Here is a 23,400-nt window from a genome sequence, read left to right on the forward strand (position 1 = left end):
TAGCGATCGTTGGTATCAAAGACACAGTAACAACCACATGTACTGGTGTTGAGATGTTCCGTAAGCTTCTAGACGAAGGTCGTGCGGGTGAGAACGTTGGTGCACTTCTACGTGGTACTAAGCGTGATGAAGTTGAACGTGGTCAAGTACTAGCTAAGCCTGGTTCAATCACTCCACACACTAAGTTCGAATCAGAAGTATACGTACTGTCTAAAGATGAAGGCGGCCGTCATACTCCGTTCTTCAAAGGCTACCGTCCACAGTTCTACTTCCGTACAACTGACGTAACTGGTGATATTTCTCTACCAGAAGGCGTAGAAATGGTAATGCCAGGTGACAACATCCAAATGGTTGTAGAGCTAATCGCTCCAATCGCGATGGATGAAGGTCTACGTTTCGCGATTCGCGAAGGTGGCCGTACAGTTGGTGCTGGTGTTGTTGCTAAAGTTATCGCTTAATTTCGATAATTTCTGCACATACTGCATTGAAAAGGGAAGCTTCGGCTTCCCTTTTCTTTTACCGGAATATAGCAAAAAGACTACTTCTACTTACTTCACATATTTCCCTTGCTATATCTGCTTCCTTTCTATACTATTTGCCGTCCTTAATTCTCGGTCTTTTTCTTTCGTTCCTTGCTTCCTCTGGATGACCGAGCCAACTCAGGAAGCTGAATAATCCGTAAGGAGCAACCGATGCGTCATTATGAAATCGTATTCATGGTGCACCCAGATCAAAGCGAGCAAGTTGCTGGCATGATCGAGCGTTACACTGGTTCTATCACTGAAGCTGGCGGTACTATCCACCGTCTAGAAGATTGGGGTCGTCGTCAAATGGCTTACCCAATCAACAAGCTTCACAAAGCTCATTACGTTCTTATGAACGTTGAAGCTGGCCAAGCTGTGATTGACGAGTTAGAAACTGCTTTCCGTTTTAACGATGCAGTTCTACGTAACATGATCATGCGTACTAAAGCTGCTATCACAGAGCCATCTATCATGCTGAAAGCTAAAGAAGAGCGTTCTAAGCGTGAAGATACTCGTTTCGAAGCAGACGCAGAGTAATTGATTGTATGACCAATCGAATGGAGTTGAGTGGCATTGTCGCGAAACCTCCCATTCGAAGCCAAAGTCCTGCTGGTGTTGAACATTGCCGTTTCTGGCTTGAACATCGCTCAACAGTGATAGAAGCTGATTTACCGAGACAAGTTTATTGTCGTATGCCGGTAGTTGTCAGTGGGCTAAGGTCACAAGCACTCACTCAAAATTTAGTACAAGGCAGCACCATAAACGTTAGTGGCTTTGTCACTTACCAAACCAGCCATAATGGCGTAGGTAAATTGGTGTTACATGCCGACCACATTACTCAAATTTAAGATCAGGAGATAGCCCATGGCTCGTTTCTTCCGTCGTCGTAAATTCTGCCGTTTTACTGCAGAAGGCGTACAAGAGATTGATTACAAAGACGTAGCAACTCTTAAAAACTACATCACTGAAGCTGGTAAAATCGTACCTAGCCGTATCACTGGTACTAGCGCTAAATACCAACGTCAGCTAGCTCGTGCAATCAAGCGTTCTCGCTACCTAGCTCTACTGCCATACACTGACAAACATCAGTAATTGGCACCGTTTATTAAGAAAGAGGATTAAACAATGCAAGTTATTCTACTTGATAAAATCGGTAACCTAGGCAGTCTTGGCGACACAGTAATCGTTAAATCTGGTTATGCTCGTAACTTCCTTATCCCACAAGGTAAGGCTGTAATGGCAACTAAATCTAACGTTGAAATGTTCGAAACTCGTCGTGCTGAACTTGAAGCTAAAGTTGCTGAGCAACTAGTAGCAGCTCAAGCTCGCGCTGATCAAGTTGACGCTCTTGAAGCGGTTGTTATCGCTTCTAAAGCTGGTGACGAAGGTAAACTATTTGGTTCTATCGGTACTCGTGACATCGCTGACGCTATTACAGCGGCAGGTGTTGCAGTAGCTAAGAGCGAAGTTCGCCTACCTGAAGGTGCTCTACGTAACGTTGGTGAGTTCGAAGTAAGCATTCAACTTCATTCAGAAGTTTTTGCAACTGCGAAAGTACAAATCGTTGCTGAGTAATTTCAGTCTTCAGACGAATTGAAAACACCAGCGTCGGCTGGTGTTTTTTTTTGCTTGAAACTAAAAATTGAAAAGTAGATTTATGGAAAAAAGGCTGTCAGCCTTGCTCAATCCTTCGGGCACTTTATCGTGATACTGTCGAGAGCTGCTGACTTTTAATGCGATAGTTTCTGTGATGTTATTGGTCAGGCTAAGCTCTGTATCGGTTCTGGTGTTGCTTTCACCTGATACTATAGTGACATCCGCTGAAAGTGCTAAATTATCCAAAGCTTGCCAATCTGTTCTTACATTGCCACGAAATATGATCTCTTCAACAATGTCAGGGAAAATGATGTCGTCGTCGTCAATCTCGTCTAAATTGGGCTCTTGATAGCGAAAACCAGGCCCAACCTCAAGTTCCAATACAAACTCATCAGTATTGACGAACTGATAACCTAAACCGCTAGAAAGCGTATAATCTTTAAAGTAAGCGGTGTATTTAGAGTCAACCCCTTTGAAGCTGCCGTATAAGTAGGTTTTTGCTCCTAACTTATAATCGCTTTGAGCTGAATAGGTTGATTGGCGTTTATCTTCTTCCCCATCTTTGTACAGCATGTAGAATTTCCACTCGCCACTGGTTCGGTGCCGCCCCTCGGTATACTCCGCTCGAAGGCGTGTGTTAAGGGATTCCGAATCAGAATTACCGGAGTGTGCTTGATAGCCTAACTCTGCTTGAGCATTCCAGGGGGAAGGAACTTCGATTTCCGTATCGCTTTTAGTCTCCTCATCGGCATAGGCTGTACTCAGGGTGAGTAGGCTAAGACTCAGAAGCCAAATTTTGGACACGAAGTACCTCTGTGATGAATATAGCAATGGGCAAAATAGTATGTGCAGTATCATGGTATTTGGTCAGCATAAGGTTAATTCTAGATTAGATAAACACAAAGTTTCGTTTACATAATTACAAATGATCTATTCTCGCTATAATGGACGGTCATTAGATAGTTATTGAGCGAAATCATGCCCGCACCACGAACTAATAACCGAAACCGTAAACCGTTTGACGCGCAAGTAGATGCAATTAAAGTCCCCCCGCACTCCATTGAAGCTGAACAATCAGTCATTGGTGGGTTACTGCTTGATAACGAACGTTGGGATACCGTTGCTGAACGTGTGGTAAGCAAAGACTTTTATAGTCGTCCTCATCGTCTGATTTTTGATGGCGTAAAGTCAATTCTAGAGTCTGGTAAGCCTTTGGATTTAATTACGCTTTCTGAACACCTCGAGCGCCATGAGCAGTTAGATGATGTCGGCGGCTTTGCTTACTTGGCTGATTTAGCGAAAAACACGCCAAGTGCTGCCAATATTAACGCCTATGCCGAGATTGTTGCAGAGCGTGCTTTAGTGCGCAACTTGATTGGGGTGGCAAATGAAATTGCCGATGCAGGGTATGATCCTCAAGGGCGTAGCTCTGAAGATCTACTCGACCTAGCGGAAAGTAAAGTTTTTGCTATCGCTGAAGAACGAACTAGTGAAAACGAAGGGCCACAAAATGTAGACTCTATCCTCGAAAAAACGCTAGAGCGTATCGAGCTTCTATACAAAACTCCTCAAGATGGCGTCACTGGCGTTAACACTGGCTTCACTGATCTCAATAAAAAAACGGCAGGCTTACAAGGGTCTGATCTCATTATCGTCGCCGCTCGTCCTTCAATGGGTAAAACGACCTTTGCGATGAACTTGTGTGAAAACGCAGCGATGGAACAAGAAAAGCCAGTGTTGATTTTTTCGCTAGAGATGCCTGCAGAACAAATCATGATGCGTATGTTGGCTTCCTTATCTCGCGTTGATCAAACCAAGATACGTACTGGCCAATTAGACGATGAAGATTGGGCCCGTATCTCTTCGACCATGGGGATCCTCATGGAGAAGAAAAATATGTATATCGATGACAGCTCTGGTTTAACCCCGACCGAAGTGCGTTCTCGTGCTCGACGTATTGCGCGTGAGCATGGCGGGTTGTCATTAATCATGGTCGATTACCTACAGTTAATGCGTGTGCCTGCATTGTCAGATAACCGAACGTTGGAAATTGCCGAGATTTCTCGCTCGTTAAAGGCGCTCGCAAAAGAGTTAAACGTTCCTGTTGTGGCTTTGTCTCAGTTAAACCGTTCTTTGGAGCAACGTGCTGATAAACGCCCTGTGAACTCAGATCTACGTGAATCAGGCTCTATCGAGCAAGATGCCGACTTAATCATGTTTATCTATCGAGATGAAGTTTATCACCCCGATAGCGCACTAAAAGGTATCGCTGAAATCATTTTAGGTAAGCAACGTAATGGTCCTATCGGTTCAGTTCGCCTGACTTTCCAAGGACAGTATTCTCGCTTTGATAACTATGCAGGACCAGCATTTGATGATGAATAATTCGATGAGCTATATGAAAGCCGCAACGGCTTGGATTGATCTTAATGCGCTCACGCACAATTTGAAGTTAATCAAGCAGCAAGCTCCAAGCAGTAAAGTTATGGCTGTTGTTAAGGCCAATGGTTATGGTCACGGTTTGCGGCATGTTGCTAAGCATGCGTTTGATGCGGATGCTTTTGGCGTTGCGAGAATTGAAGAAGCTTTGCAGCTGCGAGCTTGTGGGGTTGTAAAACCGATTCTACTGCTCGAGGGTTTTTACTCTCCTGTTGATTTAGCGGTGCTCGTTACTAATAACATTCAAACTGTGGTGCATTGTGAAGAACAATTACAAGCGTTAGAGCAGGCCCAGCTAGATACTCCAGTGGTTGTTTGGTTAAAAATTGATAGTGGAATGCATCGTTTAGGGGTTCGCCCTGAACAATACTCGGAGTTTGTTGAGCGTTTGCATGCGTGCAAAAATGTGGCTAAACCACTGCGTTATATGAGTCATTTTGGCTGTGCCGATGAACTTGACAAAGTAACGACTCAACAACAAATTGAGCTATTTTTATCGCTCACTGATGGTCATGACGGAGAGCGTTCGCTCGCGGCATCTGCAGGCTTATTGGCTTGGGAAAAGAGTCGACTCGAATGGGTTCGACCTGGGATCATCATGTATGGAGTGTCGCCTTTTTCTGATAAGTCAGCGAAAGAGTTGGGCTATCAGCCCGTTATGACTTTAAAGTCACACTTGATTGCGGTTCGTGATGTTAAAGCCGGTGAGAGTGTCGGTTATGGTGCGACGTGGACAAGCTTGCGGGATACCAAAGTTGGGGTGATTGCCATTGGTTATGGTGATGGTTATCCCCGAACGGCACCTAATGGTACGCCAGTAATCGTTAATGGTCGTAAAGTGCCTATCGCAGGTAAAGTATCGATGGACATGCTAACGGTTGATCTCGGGCCAGACTGTAATGATAAAGTTGGCGATGAAGTCGTTCTGTGGGGTAATGAGTTATCGGTTGAAGAAGTTGCGTTACATATCGGCACTATTGCTTACGAATTGGTGACTAAACTTACCTCGCGTGTGGAAATGAAGTATCAAGATAAGCTGAGTTAAATGGCGCGGTTAAAGCGTTTTAACGTTACTTTATTTTCCTCAATGATTGTGCTTATGTCTTCTGATTCAGCCAATGCAAATAATGATTGGACGCATTGGTTAGAAGATTCTGCTTTCGTACCTTATCTGTTTTCAACCGACAGCTTAGGGGTAACCGCTGGGGTTGCAGGTATCATCAAAGGAGTCGGTCAGCCACAAGCTAGCTTGTTTGGTACGGCAATAATATCGAGTAAAGGGAGTTATTTAGGGTATGTTTCCTTTAATAACTATCAAGTGGCTACCCAATGGCTATTGGGGGGTGAGATCTATCAAAGTCAGTTTAACGATTACACCTATTACCTTAGTCAACAGGCTGGTAATGGTTCTTCTCTTGAGGATACGACGCTAGCTAATGGGGAAGATAGTCGTTATAGACTCTCCTTTCGTTACATTCTCCCATGGGGAGAGGCGGAACAGAAAGGCGTTAAAGCCGCTGTTAGCCCAACTCGGACATTGACGGGCGGAACACCTTTCTCAAGTGGTGTATCAAGTATCGATATTCAACCCTATTTTGAGTCAAGAGCTTTAGACTTTACTCATGCGGGTTCTACATCAGAAAAAACGACGGCATTAGAGGTGAAATTTGAATGGGATAATCGCGATGATTCACGTAATCCTAGCGCCGGCTCTCGTACTCGCTTTGATTTAACTTACGCTCCCGAGGCATGGAATGAGTCGTCATGGGGAACGTGGGAGATTGAAAATAGCCATTATTGGGATCTTGGCAGTGTCGGGGAACTCTTCGATAAACAAGTAGTTGCGTTTAGCGTTTACACGGCTGATACGCCAACGTGGGAGAATTGTTCTGAAGAGCAATGCCAGCGTCCTCCGGATGTTAGCCAAGTGAAACTAGGGGGGTTATATCGCCTTCGTAGCTACGATAGTGGTCGTTATCATGGTCGTTCAGCTATGCACTACACAGCTGAGTATCGTGTGATGCCACAATGGCAGCCGCTCAGTGAGTGGCCGATTTTCAAGCACTATAATGTGCCGTGGTGGCAGTGGGTCGCTTTTGTTGATGTTGGCCGTGTCGCTGATGACTACAACTTAAAAACCTTACATACCAACATGAAATGGAGTGCCGGAGGCGCGTTACGCTTTCAAGTAGAAGGCATTGTTGTCCGAGCGGAAATGGCTTGGGGAGCCGACCAAAGCTCTTTTATTGTGATGGTTAATCAGCCTTTTTAGCTCGCATCCAACTTCGCCTACCAAATACTATTGATCATGACGCTGGCCATAGAGTGTAGCGATGATTCGTCGACTCCCTCCGTAGTTACGGTGTTCTCCTAAGTAAATACCTTGCCAAGTTCCAAGTGCTAACCTGCGATTCGAAATAGGAATAGAAATACTGGTGTTGAGTATTGATGCCTTGATATGCGCTGGCATGTCATCGTTACCTTCATAAGTATGTTGATAGTATGGTGCTTGTTCTGGTACGTAGTGATTAAAGTGTTGCTCCATATCAATACGTACCGTTGGGTCTGCATTTTCGTTAATGGTTAAGCTTGCGGATGTGTGCTGGATAAAAAGATGTAACAAACCAACAGATAACGCATTTATCTCTGGGATTTGTTGTTCAATTTCATCAGTGATGAGGTGAAACCCACGCTTACGAGCACTAAGCTGAATGGTCTTTTGGTACCACATAAGTAACCTTCTATAATCTATTGGTAAAATTGATAGTTTGACGCTATGGTGAGCACCATGCAGCAATAGCGTAAAGTGCATAGCTCAATCGTTAACGTGATTTAACTCAATATGAGTGCAGACGAGCTGCGTCATAATTACGCACTGAAAATTAATTACAATTTATTGCCGCCTTGAAGTGGGCAATAGTAACAATATTCTTTTTTTTGCTAAATCGGGGATTCCATCATTCTGACACAATGTTCAGTGATGATAGGAATAAAACCTACTGTAACATCGGGATAGATACCATGTTGAAAAATATCAATCCAACGCAAACACAAGCTTGGAAAGCACTAACTGCGCATTTTGAATCAGCGCAAGATATGGACCTCAAATCATTATTTGCACAAGATAGCCAACGTTTCGATAAGTTCTCGACTCGCTTTGGTTCTGATATTCTTGTCGACTATTCAAAAAACCTTATCAGTGAAGAAACACTAAAGCACCTACAAGCTTTGGCGAATGAAACTGAACTAAAATCAGCCATTGAAGCGATGTTTAGTGGTTCTGCTATCAACCAAACTGAAGGTCGTGCAGTATTGCACACAGCATTGCGTAATCGTAGCAATACGCCAGTAATGGTTGATGGTGAAGATGTCATGCCAGCGGTGAATGCTGTACTTGAGAAGATGAAATCTTTCTCTGAGCGTGTGATTTCTGGTGATTGGAAAGGCTATACCGGCAAAGCGATTACGGATATTGTTAACATCGGTATTGGTGGTTCAGACCTTGGTCCTTACATGGTGACTGAAGCTTTGGCGCCTTATAAGAACCACTTAAACATGCATTTTGTTTCCAACGTTGATGGTACACACATCGTTGAAACATTGAAAAAGGTTAATCCTGAAACCACATTATTCTTGGTGGCTTCAAAAACATTCACCACTCAAGAAACTATGACTAATGCACACAGTGCGCGTGACTGGTTCCTAGCTGAAGCGGGTGATGAAGCGCATGTCGCAAAACACTTTGCAGCGCTATCAACCAATGCAAAATCAGTGTCTGAGTTTGGTATTGATACTGATAACATGTTTGAGTTTTGGGATTGGGTTGGTGGTCGCTACTCACTATGGTCAGCGATTGGTTTATCTATTGTTCTGGCTGTAGGTTACGACAATTTTGTTGAGCTACTAGCGGGTGCGCATGAAATGGACCAGCATTTTGTTGCAACACCATTTGAAAACAATATCCCAGTGATCCTCGCCTTAATTGGTATTTGGTATAACAATTTCCATGGTGCAGAATCAGAAGCTATTTTGCCTTACGATCAGTATTTGCACCGCTTTGCTGCTTACTTCCAACAAGGCAATATGGAATCAAATGGTAAATATGTTGACCGTAATGGTGAAGCGGTAACTTACCAAACTGGTCCAATCATTTGGGGTGAGCCGGGTACTAACGGTCAACACGCTTTTTACCAATTGATCCACCAAGGTACGAAATTGATCCCTTGTGACTTTATTGCTCCAGCGGTTAGCCATAACCCAGCAGGCGACCACCATCAAAAATTGATGTCAAATTTCTTTGCTCAAACTGAAGCTTTAGCTTTTGGTAAAACATTAGAAACGGTTGAAGCAGAGTTAAAATCGGCGGGTAAAACAGATCAAGAATTGGCTGCAATTGCACCATTTAAAGTATTTGAAGGTAACCGCCCAACCAACTCTATTCTGGTTAAGCAATTTACGCCACGTACCTTGGGTAACCTGATTGCTATGTACGAACATAAGATTTTCGTACAAGGTGTGATTTGGAATATTTTCAGCTTTGACCAATGGGGGGTTGAGCTAGGTAAGCAGTTAGCTAACCAAATTCTTCCTGAATTGGCAGACCAAGAGCAAGTGATTTCTCACGATAGCTCAACTAACGGTTTGATTAACGCATTTAAAGCGTTTAAAGCATAACTCAATTGCCCTAATCTCGTTTACTACGAGCTAGATTAGAAAATAAAAAGGTTGATACTACGAAGTATCAACCTTTTTTTATCTTTTTTGAAAGAAAGCCGATGGCTTATTCGAAACAGATTTCGATAAACGCATTACCCCATTGAGATGTGAAAGGCATAATAATGATGGCTCCTTCACATTTATGGCGGATAGTATGGCCTTTACCAGAAACGACAACTGGGGTCGCCATATCAAAGTCAAAGCCACTTTCTGCAAGAATGCGCTTGGCTCCACCAGTCACCATATTGGTAATTTCACCCACCATATCTGTGACTTCTTCATTTAAACCATTCGGGCGTTCACCTAACATATTTTGCATGATCTCTAATGCTAGACTTTCATCGAAAGTGATAGACATAGAACCACGACTTTGAGTGCCGACCATACCGATCAAGCCAGAGACATCACCACGAGCAATTTCATCTTTCTTCACACGAGGTTTCTGTGGCTTCAACTCTAGAGAAGCCATCGTTTTTAACACGTTCATTAAAGAGGCTAAAAACGGGTTTACAAATTCAGCGCGCATAATCTTCTTCTACTGTTTTATACTTTTAGATTTGAGGAACACGTTCGGCAAATACCATGAGATTCAATAACGTGATTAACGATGTCAAAACCGTGTTCCTCAGCATTGCTTGCTAGCAAGGCTACCAGACTGTTATCTTGCAATTCAATAACATTGCCGCATTTGTCACAAATTAAAAGGTGTGAGAAATGCATGTTGGCATTACAAGAGCAACACGAAATAAAACTGTTTGTTGACTCTACTCTATGAATAAAGCCCTGTTCGAGCAAAAAGTCCAGAGCGCGATACACCGTCGGCGGTTTAGCTTGGGGTTCACTTTGCTTTAAATCTTCAAGTAATTCATAAGCACTGGATGCTTTTTTGCTTGAACAAATCAGTTCAAACACCCTTTTTCGCTGAGAGGTAAGTCTTACCCCTCGTGCTGCACATATATCTTCAATTTGTTGTGTTAACTTGTGGTCCAAATTCATCACCATAACCATTGGACTTTAATAATAATATACTACTTCCAGATGAATGGCGTTGTGCCCTATAACATTTTTTGGAGTTAGTTAGCGATGTCATCGTTATTTGTAACGAAATAGTGCTTAAACTACCCTATATCAATGTAAAACGATACTGTAGAAGAACTGTTGGCGATATAAACTGGAAGCGATTACAATGCCCAGCTTTGTTTTTGGCTGTAATTGTCACCACTAATGACTCAATGGGATATCTAAATCATGACTCACCCTTGTAGGCTCTCAGTAGCACCCATGCTCGATTGGATTCACTTTCTAGCTATTTAGGGCTTTCTAGTGAGTCATGCGTATTTATATACGTACTCGATTACATTCTTTGTCCCGACCAAACCACTTCACCAATGATTTCAAAGTCATTTCCTGAAATCTCCGTTTTGCTCAATTCCCACTCTTTATAAGTCGAATTATCACTCACGACGGTTAAACCATGTTTTGAAAATTGAAGTCGTTTAACCATCAATTGCCCGTCAAATCGAAAGACATAAACGCCATCACCCGTAAATTGCTCCACTTTATTGACCATGACTAATGCACCGTTTTTTAGTGTTGGGTACATGCTGTCGCCTTTCACGGGCATTAAGAAAACGTTATTAGGGTTTACGCCAATATCGTTATGAATAAACGCCTCGCTGAAAACAATATCTGAAGACTTTTCTTCACTTACAACTAATGCACCATGTCCAGCACTCACAGCTTGCTCATAAATATCTAGTGTCACATATCCACGAGGTGGCACAGCAACGCCGCCATTTTGTGATAAGTCTCTCGCTTTTAGAAAGATGTCATCAGGAATGTGATCCCTATATTTCCAGTTTGAAACGGTCTTTGGAGATATGCCCAGAACCCTTGCTAAATCAACATTCTTAGCTGTATTCGTTAACCTTTTTAGTTCCCTTAGTCTTTCCTCAAAACTTCCCATAATTTCCTCTGATGTATTTTTGGGGTTGATTATTTGGTTTTGATCCTCAATAATTCCCCATGACGTTGCTCTGGGATGTTATGAGGCGTTTGAATTACCTTGAAATGATTTAAATGTAGCACATGAGGAATATATGAATACAAATTTTGCACTGCTAGCGCGCTTTGGAAGTCCTACAGTTGAGCTTAAGCAGGTATCTAAAGAGTTCTTTGGCATCACGCCAAAAACAGCGGAACAACGTGCTAAAGCATGTGATTTTCCAGTACCTACTTTCAAACTGCGTGATTCTGAGCGTAGTCCTACCTTAATCAAAATCGAAGACTTAGCTGCGTATATCGATCAGCGATATGAAGATGCTAGAAACGATTGGCAATCAGTACACGGAGCGCACTAGATGAAAACACCAACTCACTCTATCAACATTGATTTCTCTCATTCCAGTGAAGCTAAAGAGCTTTTTACGATTGTTAAGGGGCGCTTGTCTTGGTTGAGTCCTTCCTCACCGGAATTTGAGTTTTTGTATCCAATTTATGAGCAACTTATTGAAGCTGCTGAACTACTGGAAAGCTTGGAGGTGTAGCAATGTCAAAAGCCTACCCCTTGTTATTAACCGAAGAGCAACGCACTTGCGGTTTACGTGGGATTGAACTTTGCCGTAAAGCCATTGCAAAAAGCCGTAAACCAACCGAAAGAGAGCGCCGAAAATTAGCTTGGTTAGAAAAAGTCGCAACAAAAGCGAACCAACTACCAAGCCGATCAGTAAGCGAACTTCATCAACGAATTCCAGAAACTCTAGAAGAAGCATTGTCGTGAAAAGCTACCGCAAACCGACTAAAAACCCACTAAGCAAGCTCCCTGATAATTTACGTCAGGAGCTTGCTACGTATGTGGTCAAAAATCAGCGTTCTCTACCTGAGTTCTCAATGATTTCTGAACATCAGCGTGCAGATTTCTGCGTACTCTCACCACGAGAGCGAGTATTTGAATTTGCCCACACCATTGCTAATCAATTCAAATTACCAAGTGATATTCGCTGTTATCTCGATAAGGCTGCGGCTGTGCGTTTTCGTAAGTATGGTTTTAAGCGTGCAATAGATTTTATTGAATCCCGCAGTCAGGCTGCGTTTTCTGCGCTTGGTGTATTACCGGAACCTTGGTGGCGGGTAGATACAGAATTAAAACGTGCTCGTCTTGCTACTGAGTTAGTAGGGCGTGCAAGTTTTCGTTTTGAATTAGCGTCTAAAGCTGGAATGTCTGTTTTTGATGCGATTAGTCAAATCCATGAATATGTTGGTGCAGTGCTATGGATGCCACAATTTGAATCAGCAAAAGATGAAGCGCAGGCGTTTTCTATTTTGGCGCGTTTGCTGGATGAATCCGTTTGGCGGCGTGCTATTGAAAAGCATACGCTTGCAGCTTTTGAAAATGCTAGACGTGCTGCTGGCATGGTATCCCCCCATATTTCTCCGTATGCCTCAATATCTGCATGTGAATGGCTCAAGGTTCGCCAAGACAGGCAGCGTGAATGGCTCGAACTTATGGCTATTGAATCAGAGCAAGGTGATGTGGTGAGCATGGATGTGGTACACGCATCATCACAAGCTAACCCTGTTAATCGTCGTCATGAACTTATGACGCGCATTGCGGGATGCCAAGAATATGCAGATTCCTATCAGCACGCCGCCGTGTTTATCACTATGACTGCGCCGAGTCGTTTTCACCGTCTTACACAGCGCGGAGAGTATTGGATTGAAAATAAGCGTTGGGATGGTAGTAGCCCAAGTGATGCTCATGGATGGTTAACCAAAACATGGAATCGCTTTCGAGCTTTTGCACATCGGCATGATCTCACTTACTACGGTATGCGAGTTGTCGAACCTCACCAAGATGGGACACCACACTGGCATGGTGTGTTTTTTATGCCGCTAGAACAAGTTGGTGCATTTGTGGCTGCGTTACAGGCCTATCAATATCAACGTGATAGCAAAGAGCTTTATCGTGATTCTGGTGAGCCAAACTTCAAGGCCATGAAAGCACGTTTTGAAGCAAAGCTGTTAGATGGTAGTGAAGGTGGTGCAGTCGCTTATTTAGCTAAGTACATATCAAAGAATGTGGACGGATTCGGGTTAGATGATTTGGCCGATTTGGACAACAAGAAAGCCAAGTTACAGGACACGGTTAAAAACGTCACCGCATGGTCACGCAATTTCTGTTTCCGTCAGTTTCAATTTCAGAAAACGCCAAGCGTAACGGTATGGAGAGAGCTTCGCCGTATTCAAGATAAGCAAGAGTATTGCTTATTTGAAAAAGCGCGGCGTGCTGCGGATATGGGGTTCTTTTCCGCTTATTTCGATTACATGGGTGGTCACCGTTTACCGCAATCACTTCGACCAATTAAACCGAGCAAAGAAGAACGAGAAAATAAATACGGTGAAATAGTACCGGTTGTTATTGGGCTTGAAGGTAGCGGTTTGAGTGTCTTAACGCATGAAATTGAATGGAAGTTAGTCAAAAAAACGCATAGCGCGGAGGCTCTTCAAAGCAAGCGGGAGCTTGCGCCTTGGTCTAGTGGCAATAATTGTACGCAGGACATTACGCCGACCCGCCAACAACGAATCGTATCGAATTTCTTTTTAAATGTTGAGCTTGACCGTTTTGGTTCGCCTCAATGGGAAGAGCTTTGGAATCAATCCATGCATCCAGAAGATGCCTAGAATTTGCCAACGTCGTGAGACAGGGGCTTTTTATTCACTCACTAACGTCGAGAGACAGGGGAATCTATGAAATTACTCTCTATTGAAGAATGCCAACGCGATTTAAAAGCCTTAGATGCCGCCGACCAACTCACAACGAATATGGAACGTGAAATTGGGCGATTTAAGTCAATGGAAATGAAAGATTTAATTGGCAAAGCCACCAAAATGCTCATGACAGGAAATTTGTCATTGGAAGCGTTAGGGCTACCAACCAACTTTTTTGAACAGCTTGAACAACTCGCAAAGCTCAATGATGTAGCGCGTAGAAAATATCGCGCTCATGTCGTTTCTAACTTGAACCAACTAGAAAATATTTCGGATGGTGATTTCACTGAGGTTGGGGGTAAGAATGAGTAAATACGAAAATCCAGTGCGTGGTGTTGTGCATTGCCCTGTTTGTGTTTCGCTTTCTACCGTTCACCAAGTCGGTGAAGGAAAGCTCATTGCTGAGGGCGAACCACCTAAAAACGGGCGTAACCTTGGGCTTAAATATTATCGTTGTCCTAAATGTGGTAATAGCTCAATGAGCAAAAGTGTGGATGAGTACGTCGATAAGCACATGGCAACCGATGAAAGCGCATTACTTGAACGCGAGGCCAGTGCATTGCCTGTCTTGGTTGAAGCGTTGGACGTAACCGAGCTAACCGTTAGCGATTCGGTTGAAACTGTTGAGCCTTTGCGGGTGGAAGAGTCCAGCACTGACAGGGTTGAAAGCATTATCGAAACCGAAACTCCAACCGACAAGCCGCTAGTGGAAATACGGCCTTTTGTCACGGTTAAGCGTGTATTGATGGTGTTGGGGGTGGTACTTGCCTGCCTGTGGGCGGTGCGTCTTTTACTACCAAAACCACAACCAGAGGAGTCAACCGATGCAACAACCGGATAATGAACTAGAAGTGACGAGCCTAGGTGATGATTGGGGCGATTTTGATGTGGTGATCAAACAACTTGAAACCGAAGAAGCCCCCACCGAATCAACCGAAAGTAGCGCACTATCAACCGAAACCGTGAGCAGTGAGGCTTTTGAAGGGCTTTTATCAGTCGTTTTTACCATTGCCGAACAAGCGACCTCTATCATTTCAGGGATTGATTTTGCTTTTGATGAAAAAGGCAAAAATGAAGTTATCAAAGCGGCTATTCCTGTCTTGAGTAAGCATGGCGGTGAGCTATTAGGCTGGTTTGGTGATTACGTGGAAGAGGCTACTTTATTGCTCGCCGTTTTAGCACTGGTGTACACATCTAAGCGTCATATCACTGAGCTAAAAGCCTATAAAGCAGAGCAGGAGAAGCGAGATGCCGAAAAAGCAAAAGCCACCGCTAAAGCTGCCTAATCCGGTTAACTCTAATGCATCCCATGATGCAGAGCATGTGATTTATGTGGCGGGTACGGGGGGAGGCAAAACCTCTGCCGTTAAACATTTGGGATTGGTGCAAAAAGCCTCTCAAGCTGTTTTTTTTGACCCATATCGAAACTATGCAGGCTCAAAGTTTCAGGGGCAGATGTGTCACGGTACGAGCTCTCGCTCTGCTTTTGTCAAAGCGTTGTTGATGGCTCGCCGTCGTGGTCAGTCTTTTAAACTGGCGTACATTCCGGAGGGGGGCGCGGTTGCTGAAGAGTTGGAGTTTTTCAGTTCGGTTGTGTGGTCTATGGGAAATGGTCATGCGCCCAAGTTGCACACGGTTATAGAAGAGCTAGCAAGTTGTGTTGAAACATCCGGCAAGCTCAAAGGCAAGGCCGGAGAACTGCTGCGTGGTGGTCGCCAATATGGTCTGGTTATTCATACCGTGTTTCAACGTGGGCAAGAAGTACCGAAAACAGTCACCGAGCAATCATCGACTTGGTGGATTGGAGCAGTTAACTCAATGTCGGATGCTGAGTGGCTAGCCAAGAAAAAAGGGTTAGACATTCATGCGATCGCCTCTTTGGTATCTGCTAAGGTGAACAAGCAGAAAATCGGTAAACCCATTGCTGAATATATGATGGTGCGTGATGGTATCGGCAACGTAGAAACTCGTGCTTTCAACTGTCAAACGGGCAAACAGTTAGCTATGAACTATCGATAAACGAGTGTGATTTAACGCTCAAATCAACCTATAGGTTAGCCGTTTAACCTATAGGTTACCTCTCATTTACCCCCTCTTATTTTCTTGTTTCTAATAGCCTCGTTCTTAACACGGGTGAAACTGGAAACATTTATGAAAGCACAGCATAAAACCATGCTAATCACTGCAATCGTGACAATTGTTCTTATTGCAGCGATTAACAACATCAGCGCCATGAGTGCGCTAAAAGAAACCATCAACGGCAAATCTGGCTGGTTCTAAGGGGAACGGTAATGGAAGCACTACAAACGCTATTTAATCCACGTCCTAAAGAACTTGATCCGGTTGAAGGTGTGGCGTGGGGGAATCAGTCAACGTTACGACTCGTTTCTGGCCCTACATATCAAAATCTTGAGTTGGTGACGGACATTACTGACCCTGCTGATATTGAGCGCGTTCGCATTACTCATAATGGTAAAGAGATCGTGTCTCTATCTGGTCAAGATATGGTGGATTTGCAAGAACACCGTTCTAACTATGTCGAGCAAGGTCGATACATTATTTCATTTTCAGATATGGGTATGCGAACCAAGCTTGGTGTCCGTCAAGGTGAGTTGGTGACATTGCCAGGTGAAATCTGGTTTGTGTATATCCAGCTTAAAGCAAAAACTGGTGTTGCAGCACCAAGCATTCGTGCTCGTGCTCATATCACTGAAGCACAAACACAACGCTTATTTATGCCTCGTTTGTACTCTTTGACGTGGTTTGCAAGTGCGGCTGGTCGAACGCCGTTTGATTGGTCTGAGCGTTCGCCATTCTTGAGCCTCAAGCGTATTCACTTCAAAGACGATTCCATCACTCGCGTTCGTGTTCTACGTGACGACCGTGAAGAAATGAATGTGAACAAAGTGGACAACTCTTTTGATCTCTCTGCTGCTGGTCTTGAACAAAACGATGGTTGGTTCTCTCTGGATTTTGTCCGAACTGGTTTCGGCTCTGAGAGCAAACTCAAAACGCAGGCGGTACGTGCATTGCAATTTGAGCTTGAAAAGAGCGCGGCGGGCAGTGTGCCTGTGATTATCGAAGCGATCGAACAGGTAGCGATTCCAACTCAAACCACCGCATAAGGGGGAATTATGAGCTGGTTAGATTCCTTGAGTGAGGCTGGCGGCGAATTACTCGACGCTGTCTCTAGCGCGGGTGGTTCGTGGATTAATGGAACCGTTCAAAATGACTTAGCAAAAAAGCAAGCGAGCGACCCAGACGAAGCACGCAAAAACCAAGTTCAGGGGCAAACCGCAGATGGTCAACCTATCCACACTCAAGCACAAGGTTTGAATACCAATTACTTGATTATGGGCGTAGGTGTTCTGGTTCTTCTGTTGTTGGTGTTCATGCTGGCTAAAGGGGGTAAGTAATGCCCTTTCTATTACCAGTGATGTTCTTGGGTGGTGGCATTGTGGGTTTTCAACTCTCTGAAGGTTCTAGCAAACTCATGCTGATGTTGGTCATTCTCATTGTTGGCTATGTGCTTATGAAGGGGGGCTTATGATTCCATTAATGGGTGGCGGTTTAACCAATAGCGGCACGATGCCTATTAGCGGTGGTCAAGCTGGGCCTTCTACCGCGACCAGTACGAACAATAGCGGTCAAAGTGTTGGTGCAATCAACATGGGAAGCCCTACAGGGGTTAGTCCGTGGTTGATTGGTGTGGTGATTGTTGTAATCGCGTATTTGATGTTGAAAAAGAAATGATTCGCTGTGTCACTGATAACCATGAAGCACTGGAACAATTAAAGGTCGCGTTTCGAGCCTGTCCACAAGACTTTGAGGAGCTGAAAGCCGAAGTCAAAACAGGGCGCGTGAGTCTTTATGAGTTAAGTGCTGAAAACTACCAAATTGTGGTAGCGGGTGAAGTGATCGGAGAAACCTATTTTTTGTGGGGTGTGGCTGGGCATGGTGTTGTTCCAGCCATTCACGAGCTTTCTCAATACGTAAGAAACGCAGGACTAAAAACCATTTCAGCGCATACCTATTTTGCAGGGCTCGCTCGTTTAGTTCGCAAGTTAAATACGACTGAGCAAGCCGCCACCAATATCACAGAGTTAACCATGAGAGTGTAACGCATGGGCGGAAAAAGTAGTTCAAGCAACCAAACAAAAACCACCAATGTCAGCGGTCAAAATGCCATTTCTGGCGATAACCTCGGAACGGCGATTAGTGGCATTAATAATTCAACGCTAAACGTTACCGCAACCGATTATGGTTCGGTGAATAAGGCGCTTGATTTAGGTGGAGAGCTGGTCGAGCAAACAGGGCGAATGTTTAACGATGCGCTCAAGTATGCGGGGGGCGTCAATAAAGATTCTCTCGATTTTGCCAGTGAAGTGAACCAAGGCTCTCTCGATTTTGCAGAAAACGCATTGGAAGATATGTCTTCCAGCAATAGCGAAAACTTGCAGATGCTTGCGGGGCTCGCTGGAAATCAGGCCGCGCAAAATACGCAGAGTTTGAGTGCAATGATGGACTTGGCCAAGTTCAAACAAGATAACGGCGTAAGTGAGAACAAGCAGCAACAAATCATCTTAATGGTGATCATTGCGGTTGTTTTAGGTGCGGTGGCAATTATGGCGATGAAACGATGAATCTTTCTTTAAAAGCACATCAGGCTATGCCTGTCATTGTTGCAGGTAACTGGATTTATTTAGAAACGGCGTTGCAAGCTGTAACGCTTGAAAGTGCATTAGGCGACCGTGTGACGCTTAAAAAGGATGCGGTCATTAAAAGTGCGCAGCAAATCGGGCGAGTGTTGGTGTATTCGGATATTGACCAAAACATCACGCTTGAATTTGGTTTTGGTGATTTTGTCCCACCTGCAAATATCGACGGGCAAAGCATCGTCGTCAGTGAAATGCCTGCTGTTGAATTAGCGGCAGGGCAATCTATCAATATTGATCAGATGCCAGCCGTAGAACTTGCTGATGGTCAAGCTATCAGTATTGCGCAAATGCCTGCGTTAGAAATTGCAGCGGGGCAATCGGTGAGTGTAGGCAGCTTGCCTAAAGTGGAAATCGCCCCAAGCCAAACCGTGAATATTGGAGAGCTTCCAGATATTGCATTAGCTTCTGGTCAGTCTCTAAGTATTGAGCAGATGCCAGCCGTAGAGCTTGCTTCAGGGCAGGAAGTAACAACAAGTATTAGCAACGAATTGAATGTTCATTCTGGCACGATGCCTTTTGTTTTGGCCGCGAATAGTGGTCGCCGCAAAGTGCATATTAAAGCGGCGGCTGGCAATGCCAATTTGATTCTGATTTCAGGGGTATATCCATTGGTTGCTGGCGAAAAAATAGAGCTAGCAACTCAAGCCGAAATTGAGTTCACCGGAGATGCGACAGACTCAGTTCAGATTTTGGAGATTTAAATTATGAGCGTTAATTTACCTACAGGCAGCAATCGCAACAAAATCGAAGCGTTGGCTGCAATGCTCAGTGGTGGCAATGAATCGCAAAAACCAATCGGCAAATTCACGTGGAGTTTCTACACGAGCTTAAAAGAAAGTATCACCACGCCTGAGCAATGGTTTGCAAAGTGTTCAGATTGGACGCCTTGGAGTAAGTCCCTGCACCCAGATTTAGCGTTAAATGGAAAGTTACGTAGTGATTTGACGGCGATTTTGATTCCTGAGCGTGAAGCCAATAATCAAAAATTTATGCAATTTGAAGCCGCAGTAAATCAGGATGCTGATTTAGTTGATGAAATTCTAGCAAGTGGTTTTGAATACGCGAGGGTGCAAGGAACCGTCACGGGCTACGTCTCTGCATTCGGTGGTGATTTTAAATCTACTACGGGTGACGTGCCAGATGCGCGGTTGGATTTAAATGTGTTTATTGAAAACGATAGCACTGGTGTTGTTTGGCAGAATTTTGTTACTCCAATTGGAACGAATCAGGTTATTGCTCCCTTTAATTTTCAAGATAAAAACGGGAAGCAAACCGCTTATTTTTCCTATCCATTTGACATTTTAGTACCAACTTCGTTTTCACAAGGGCGGCGTTCTTGGCTTTATCCGATTGTTTACGCGCAGACTAACAATGATGTGGAGAGCGATATTAACCTGCAAATGAATGTTGAATTGGTGGAGTTTGTGCCAACTCAAATCAAATAGCTGAGAGTTACCCTATGAAGCTCTCTTTGTTTTTCTTACTGCTGATAGCGGTGGTCTATTTAATGAAAAAACAAATTATGACGACAGAGCCCCGTGGTGTGCGTGCTAACAATCCGTTGAACATTGAAAGTAATGCCAATAACAACTGGATAGGCAAAATCACGCCCTCGATAGACAAGCGTTTTGAAACCTTTCGAGCACCTGAATATGGCTTTCGTGCAGGAGCGATTCTACTACGTGATACTTACCAGAAACGCTATGGTCTTGAAACCATCAGCGAGCTCATTCACAAGTTTGCACCAAGCCACGAAAACGAATCGGATCACTATGCGCAGTTTGTTGCAAGTCAGTTAGGTGTGAGTCCACACGAGCCGATTAATCTGCAAAGTGATTCCACTCTCGCCAAGATGGTACATGCAATGTCAGTGATGGAGGTCGGGCGCTTCTACTCACTTGAACAAGCACAAGAAGGGGTTCGCATGGCATGAATAAAGATGACACTAAGCGAATTGTTTTAACGGTGCTGGGCGCAATACTCGCCGCCTATGCAATTAAATATTTGAAAGTATGGAAATTGCTATGAAAGAACTCTTCAAGAAAAAATTGGGTATTGATTTAGACCAACCATCAACCCAAAAAGGTTTGGCATTAGTTGGGGCGGGTGTTGCCTTGGCTGCGGGGCATCCAGAGCTTTTAACTGCAAGTGTAACGGCTGAGGGCGTGCAATACGGTGGCCTTATCGGGACAACCATTCCGATAGTTCTAGGTTTATGGGAAATGATTCGAAACGAGTTTAAATGATGGATACATACCAGACTCTAATTATCGCTGCAATTACTGGTGGAGTGTCTAGTATAGCGACAGTTGTTGCTGTGCGAGTTGATATTCAATGGATCAAAAAATGTCATATATCTATAGATAAGCGAGTCACTACATTAGAAAATCGAATAATTGATTTAATGAAAGTTTAGGTGCAAAACAGTTGAAAAAGAGAGTTTATTGATTAAAATACGCTCTCTTTTTTTGTGTGCTGGTAACAGAAATACTTGCATAACTGATTGCATATACGTAAGCTCTAAATGTGAACTGTAATTCCCTAGAGTTCCGTTTAACTCCTCAAAACAACAATACAGATGGCCTCAATAGTCGATTACTTATCGACAATCACCATCAAAAAGCACTTTAGCAGCATGAGCTAAGGGCGGTAGCGTACCTAAACGTTGATTATGCTCGGCTAAAGTGTAATGTTGACTTACTATATAATTACAAAATCAGAGACGACAGAGCGTGGACTTTTACAAAGGAACACATGGAACTACTTGTTCCGCTGCAAGCTCTATTACGCAACGTGGCTTTACTGCTGGTCCTGGTATTCGGGGTACTGGCATTTATTTTTGGCTTTATCAGTTTGAAGCGCTGTTAGATGAGGCTGAAAACTTGGCGATTGCGTGGTGGAACTTTTCAAAAAACAAAGGATCTTATCATGATCACAAAGATACTAAGTGTGCGATAGTTTTAGCTAATCTTGATGTTTCACCTGATAGTGTATTTGACCTAGAAAATAAGCGACAAGGTATAATGGCCTTGTCACTCGCTATAAAAGAAAAATTAAACGACCCTTCGATAAAAGAAGAAGAAAAAAAGAATTTACTTACAGGTATTCACGACTTGTTTGTTAGTAAATATGAAGAAAAAGAAGGTAAGCTATATAGCGCTGTTCAGGTAAAAGTGCCACCACCTAAAGGTTTTAGAAGCCAATTTGACCGTGATATTAATGGTAATCAACCGTTGTGTTTAGTTATACGAAACAGTAAGGTTATTCAAGTTACAGGTATAAAATACCCAGAAATAGCTTGAACTGATTTTATTAGTTATAGACGCTAAAATAGCCTAATGAAAGGGGCTGGTTATGAATAATGATGCAATTATAAAAGATATATTAGAAGATATAAACAATATGTCATTAGCTGAACTTAAGAAAGTTCTTCTAGAAAATGCAAATGGACCAATTTATCAAGCAATGTCATTTAACCCATATGAAGCAATATATGATTGTTTCTATGCAAATGCTGTTAACTACAAGCTTGCTAAGGTTTTTAATAAAAAAGAATTTTTGAAACTTATTAATAATCTAGATACAAATTCAAGAGTAGCGGCAAGAATGTCTACAGCTGCTGCAAATGATGAGTTTTATAAATATAATTTGGCGGCTTAAAAATGTCCGATAGTAAGAAATCAGATTTTAATTATCATCCAATTCAGTTAAGAGATATTAAAGTATTAAAACTATCAATTAGTGATAATCCTAAGTTTGATAAGGAAATTGAAAATGAAGACTTTTCTGATTTTGGCTTCTATCATATGCATAGCGACTACGATCCAGAAACAAAAGTTTTCGCGGTTCGAGTTAGAGCTGTAATAGGACAAGATCCCGATTGTATGTCTAAAGAAGAAAGTGATTTGCAATCTCCTATCTCACCTTTCGATCTTGATGTTGAATTGGTAGGCTTCTTCCAAGTTGATGAAAGTGGCTTTGACATTAAACATATAGATAGTTTTGCTGAACGAAATGCTCCTCTAATCGTGTATCCATATTTGAGAGAACATGTTTACTCTCTTACGACTAGAGCTGGTTATGACTCTGCATTGCTTCCTCTATTTGAAGTGCCTGCCTTTAGATTATCTAAGTAGACTTTACTTTTAAAGAGCATCAATTACTATTGATGCTCTTTTTATATTCTACTAAGTAGTGGTTCTCATTGAAAAGCTCTTTATTTATGATGCTTTTTATTTTATTCCAATCTCCTCTAGCTAATCCCGCCCCTATTCTTGGATAGATTATTTTTTTACCATGAAATTCATTTTTTATATTTAAAAATACATTTCTGATAGAATTGTAATCTACAAGCACACCATCACCTTTCCAATGGTATTGAGTGTATGCATTTAATATTATCATTTTTTTTCCTGATATATATAAAATGGTTTTACTATAAGAACCTAGTTTACTTTTATCTCCGACTATGGTTTTCTGATCACTCTCTAATATTTGTGGATATTTATTCTTTAAGTAGAAAGCAAATCCGGCGCCCATATTGCAGAAACAATTACATCCATGGACCAATACATCATATTCACCGCTATCAATAAGTTGGATTAGATCCCCTTCTATCACATTCATGTTATTACCTTGTC

Annotated in this window: 37 protein-coding genes; 31 read left to right on the forward strand and 6 right to left on the reverse strand. The window is 43.0% G+C overall.

The features are described 5' to 3' along the window. From HGG78_RS14455 to rplI, 5 genes are all read left to right on the forward strand, one after another. The coding region (locus HGG78_RS14455) for an EF-Tu C-terminal domain-related protein (RefSeq protein ID WP_338326143.1) at positions 1–458 on the forward strand (458 nt) is incomplete at its 5' end. 234 nt (positions 459–692) lie between these two features. Continuing rightward, on the forward strand, positions 693–1,061 hold the full coding sequence (rpsF, locus tag HGG78_RS14460) for a 30S ribosomal protein S6 (protein WP_053311187.1): 369 nt from the start codon (positions 693–695) through the stop codon (positions 1,059–1,061). A gap of 8 nt (positions 1,062–1,069) precedes the next feature. Then, entirely contained in the window at positions 1,070–1,372 is a 303-nt protein-coding gene (gene priB, locus HGG78_RS14465; protein WP_172533308.1) for a primosomal replication protein N, read from the forward strand. Positions 1,373–1,388: 16 nt separating this feature from the next. Continuing rightward, positions 1,389–1,616: a 30S ribosomal protein S18 gene (rpsR, locus tag HGG78_RS14470; RefSeq protein WP_000090472.1), complete on the forward strand. Its 228-nt coding sequence runs from the start codon at positions 1,389–1,391 to the stop codon at positions 1,614–1,616. A 33-nt stretch (positions 1,617–1,649) separates the two neighbouring features. Next, entirely contained in the window at positions 1,650–2,099 is a 450-nt protein-coding gene (gene rplI / locus HGG78_RS14475) for a 50S ribosomal protein L9 (RefSeq protein WP_053311189.1), read from the forward strand. Positions 2,100–2,159: 60 nt separating this feature from the next. On the opposite strand, the gene HGG78_RS14480 is transcribed toward rplI, so the two are convergent. Further along, positions 2,160–2,924, reverse strand: coding sequence for a DUF481 domain-containing protein (locus HGG78_RS14480; RefSeq protein WP_172533309.1), 765 nt, complete (start codon positions 2,922–2,924; stop codon positions 2,160–2,162). A gap of 174 nt (positions 2,925–3,098) precedes the next feature. On the opposite strand from HGG78_RS14480, the gene HGG78_RS14485 reads away from it, so the two are divergent. From HGG78_RS14485 to HGG78_RS14495, 3 genes are read left to right on the forward strand one after another with little or no spacing between them, the layout of a single operon-like run. Then, on the forward strand, positions 3,099–4,505 hold the full coding sequence (locus tag HGG78_RS14485) for a replicative DNA helicase (protein WP_053311190.1): 1,407 nt from the start codon (positions 3,099–3,101) through the stop codon (positions 4,503–4,505). Between the two features lie 13 nt (positions 4,506–4,518). Continuing rightward, positions 4,519–5,604 carry an alanine racemase gene (gene alr / locus HGG78_RS14490; protein ID WP_216835614.1) on the forward strand — a complete coding sequence of 362 codons (1,086 nt, stop codon included), beginning with the start codon at positions 4,519–4,521 and terminating at the stop codon, positions 5,602–5,604. Between the two features lie 54 nt (positions 5,605–5,658). Continuing rightward, positions 5,659–6,831 (forward strand): BamA/TamA family outer membrane protein, encoded by a 1,173-nt coding sequence (locus tag HGG78_RS14495; RefSeq protein ID WP_254068224.1) that lies wholly within the window; start codon positions 5,659–5,661, stop codon positions 6,829–6,831. A 27-nt stretch (positions 6,832–6,858) separates the two neighbouring features. Here the strand turns inward: HGG78_RS14495 and HGG78_RS14500 are convergent, their stop codons facing one another. After that, complete coding sequence (locus HGG78_RS14500; RefSeq protein ID WP_171981005.1) at positions 6,859–7,290, reverse strand: secondary thiamine-phosphate synthase enzyme YjbQ; 432 nt, start codon at positions 7,288–7,290, stop codon at positions 6,859–6,861. 290 nt (positions 7,291–7,580) lie between these two features. On the opposite strand from HGG78_RS14500, the gene pgi reads away from it, so the two are divergent. Beyond that, positions 7,581–9,233, forward strand: coding sequence for a glucose-6-phosphate isomerase (pgi, locus tag HGG78_RS14505; RefSeq protein WP_171981004.1), 1,653 nt, complete (start codon positions 7,581–7,583; stop codon positions 9,231–9,233). Between the two features lie 106 nt (positions 9,234–9,339). Here the strand turns inward: pgi and HGG78_RS14510 are convergent, their stop codons facing one another. From HGG78_RS14510 to HGG78_RS14520, 3 genes are all read right to left on the reverse strand, one after another. Beyond that, on the reverse strand, positions 9,340–9,801 hold the full coding sequence (locus HGG78_RS14510; protein WP_053311194.1) for a chemotaxis protein CheX: 462 nt from the start codon (positions 9,799–9,801) through the stop codon (positions 9,340–9,342). A gap of 17 nt (positions 9,802–9,818) precedes the next feature. Continuing rightward, a complete protein-coding gene (zur, locus tag HGG78_RS14515; protein WP_172533312.1) occupies positions 9,819–10,277 on the reverse strand; it encodes a zinc uptake transcriptional repressor Zur in 459 nt (152 codons plus the stop codon). Positions 10,278–10,629: 352 nt separating this feature from the next. Then, the gene (locus HGG78_RS14520) at positions 10,630–11,241 is read right to left on the reverse strand and encodes a LexA family transcriptional regulator (RefSeq protein ID WP_172533313.1); all 612 of its coding nucleotides are present in this window, start codon (positions 11,239–11,241) and stop codon (positions 10,630–10,632) included. A gap of 133 nt (positions 11,242–11,374) precedes the next feature. On the opposite strand from HGG78_RS14520, the gene HGG78_RS14525 reads away from it, so the two are divergent. From HGG78_RS14525 to HGG78_RS14620, 22 genes are all read left to right on the forward strand, one after another. Continuing rightward, a complete protein-coding gene (locus HGG78_RS14525) occupies positions 11,375–11,635 on the forward strand; it encodes a pyocin activator PrtN family protein (protein ID WP_172533314.1) in 261 nt (86 codons plus the stop codon). Next, the gene (locus tag HGG78_RS14530) at positions 11,636–11,821 is read left to right on the forward strand and encodes a hypothetical protein (protein WP_172533315.1); all 186 of its coding nucleotides are present in this window, start codon (positions 11,636–11,638) and stop codon (positions 11,819–11,821) included. It begins immediately after the preceding gene. A 2-nt stretch (positions 11,822–11,823) separates the two neighbouring features. Then, on the forward strand, positions 11,824–12,054 hold the full coding sequence (locus HGG78_RS14535; protein WP_172533316.1) for a hypothetical protein: 231 nt from the start codon (positions 11,824–11,826) through the stop codon (positions 12,052–12,054). Then, positions 12,051–13,955 carry a replication endonuclease gene (locus tag HGG78_RS14540; protein WP_172533317.1) on the forward strand — a complete coding sequence of 635 codons (1,905 nt, stop codon included), beginning with the start codon at positions 12,051–12,053 and terminating at the stop codon, positions 13,953–13,955. Before HGG78_RS14535 ends, HGG78_RS14540 begins: the two co-directional genes overlap by 4 nt. Positions 13,956–14,021: 66 nt before the next feature. Further along, entirely contained in the window at positions 14,022–14,354 is a 333-nt protein-coding gene (locus HGG78_RS14545; RefSeq protein ID WP_017045655.1) for a hypothetical protein, read from the forward strand. Further along, positions 14,347–14,883 carry a hypothetical protein gene (locus tag HGG78_RS14550; protein ID WP_172533318.1) on the forward strand — a complete coding sequence of 179 codons (537 nt, stop codon included), beginning with the start codon at positions 14,347–14,349 and terminating at the stop codon, positions 14,881–14,883. The genes HGG78_RS14545 and HGG78_RS14550 overlap by 8 nt, the downstream gene beginning before the upstream one ends. Then, positions 14,867–15,328, forward strand: coding sequence for a hypothetical protein (locus HGG78_RS14555; protein WP_017045653.1), 462 nt, complete (start codon positions 14,867–14,869; stop codon positions 15,326–15,328). Before HGG78_RS14550 ends, HGG78_RS14555 begins: the two co-directional genes overlap by 17 nt. Next, positions 15,291–16,061: a hypothetical protein gene (locus HGG78_RS14560; RefSeq protein ID WP_172533319.1), complete on the forward strand. Its 771-nt coding sequence runs from the start codon at positions 15,291–15,293 to the stop codon at positions 16,059–16,061. The genes HGG78_RS14555 and HGG78_RS14560 overlap by 38 nt, the downstream gene beginning before the upstream one ends. A gap of 132 nt (positions 16,062–16,193) precedes the next feature. Continuing rightward, complete coding sequence (locus tag HGG78_RS19155; RefSeq protein WP_255091367.1) at positions 16,194–16,322, forward strand: hypothetical protein; 129 nt, start codon at positions 16,194–16,196, stop codon at positions 16,320–16,322. Between the two features lie 11 nt (positions 16,323–16,333). Next, a complete protein-coding gene (locus HGG78_RS14565) occupies positions 16,334–17,167 on the forward strand; it encodes a major capsid protein P2 (protein ID WP_172533320.1) in 834 nt (277 codons plus the stop codon). A 9-nt stretch (positions 17,168–17,176) separates the two neighbouring features. Then, entirely contained in the window at positions 17,177–17,458 is a 282-nt protein-coding gene (locus HGG78_RS14570) for a hypothetical protein (RefSeq protein ID WP_172533321.1), read from the forward strand. After that, positions 17,458–17,592: a hypothetical protein gene (locus tag HGG78_RS19160; RefSeq protein WP_255091368.1), complete on the forward strand. Its 135-nt coding sequence runs from the start codon at positions 17,458–17,460 to the stop codon at positions 17,590–17,592. The genes HGG78_RS14570 and HGG78_RS19160 overlap by 1 nt, the downstream gene beginning before the upstream one ends. Continuing rightward, positions 17,589–17,795, forward strand: coding sequence for a hypothetical protein (locus HGG78_RS14575; RefSeq protein WP_172533322.1), 207 nt, complete (start codon positions 17,589–17,591; stop codon positions 17,793–17,795). The genes HGG78_RS19160 and HGG78_RS14575 overlap by 4 nt, the downstream gene beginning before the upstream one ends. Continuing rightward, entirely contained in the window at positions 17,792–18,163 is a 372-nt protein-coding gene (locus HGG78_RS14580; protein ID WP_172533323.1) for a DNAase, read from the forward strand. Before HGG78_RS14575 ends, HGG78_RS14580 begins: the two co-directional genes overlap by 4 nt. Before the next feature lie 3 nt (positions 18,164–18,166). Next, positions 18,167–18,685, forward strand: coding sequence for a chemotaxis protein (locus HGG78_RS14585; protein WP_168523559.1), 519 nt, complete (start codon positions 18,167–18,169; stop codon positions 18,683–18,685). After that, positions 18,682–19,461 carry a hypothetical protein gene (locus HGG78_RS14590; protein WP_172533324.1) on the forward strand — a complete coding sequence of 260 codons (780 nt, stop codon included), beginning with the start codon at positions 18,682–18,684 and terminating at the stop codon, positions 19,459–19,461. Before HGG78_RS14585 ends, HGG78_RS14590 begins: the two co-directional genes overlap by 4 nt. A 3-nt stretch (positions 19,462–19,464) precedes the next feature. Then, positions 19,465–20,205 carry a hypothetical protein gene (locus HGG78_RS14595; protein ID WP_168523555.1) on the forward strand — a complete coding sequence of 247 codons (741 nt, stop codon included), beginning with the start codon at positions 19,465–19,467 and terminating at the stop codon, positions 20,203–20,205. 62 nt (positions 20,206–20,267) lie between these two features. After that, positions 20,268–20,693: a structural protein gene (locus HGG78_RS14600; RefSeq protein WP_422108890.1), complete on the forward strand. Its 426-nt coding sequence runs from the start codon at positions 20,268–20,270 to the stop codon at positions 20,691–20,693. A gap of 91 nt (positions 20,694–20,784) precedes the next feature. Then, positions 20,785–21,006, forward strand: a complete 222-nt coding sequence (locus HGG78_RS14605) for a hypothetical protein (RefSeq protein WP_172533326.1) — start codon at positions 20,785–20,787, stop codon at positions 21,004–21,006. A 486-nt stretch (positions 21,007–21,492) separates the two neighbouring features. Next, positions 21,493–22,062: a hypothetical protein gene (locus HGG78_RS14610; RefSeq protein WP_172533327.1), complete on the forward strand. Its 570-nt coding sequence runs from the start codon at positions 21,493–21,495 to the stop codon at positions 22,060–22,062. A gap of 52 nt (positions 22,063–22,114) precedes the next feature. Next, a complete protein-coding gene (locus HGG78_RS14615) occupies positions 22,115–22,420 on the forward strand; it encodes a hypothetical protein (protein ID WP_172533328.1) in 306 nt (101 codons plus the stop codon). Between the two features lie 2 nt (positions 22,421–22,422). Then, positions 22,423–22,896 carry a protein-export chaperone SecB gene (locus HGG78_RS14620; protein ID WP_172533329.1) on the forward strand — a complete coding sequence of 158 codons (474 nt, stop codon included), beginning with the start codon at positions 22,423–22,425 and terminating at the stop codon, positions 22,894–22,896. Between the two features lie 19 nt (positions 22,897–22,915). Here HGG78_RS14620 and HGG78_RS14625 read toward each other — a convergent pair whose 3' ends face one another. Next, positions 22,916–23,386, reverse strand: coding sequence for a macro domain-containing protein (locus HGG78_RS14625; protein WP_172533330.1), 471 nt, complete (start codon positions 23,384–23,386; stop codon positions 22,916–22,918). Positions 23,387–23,400 lie beyond the last annotated feature (14 nt).

The organism is Vibrio aestuarianus (assembly GCF_012395185.1).
Taxonomy (GTDB): Bacteria; Pseudomonadota; Gammaproteobacteria; order Enterobacterales; family Vibrionaceae; genus Vibrio; species Vibrio aestuarianus.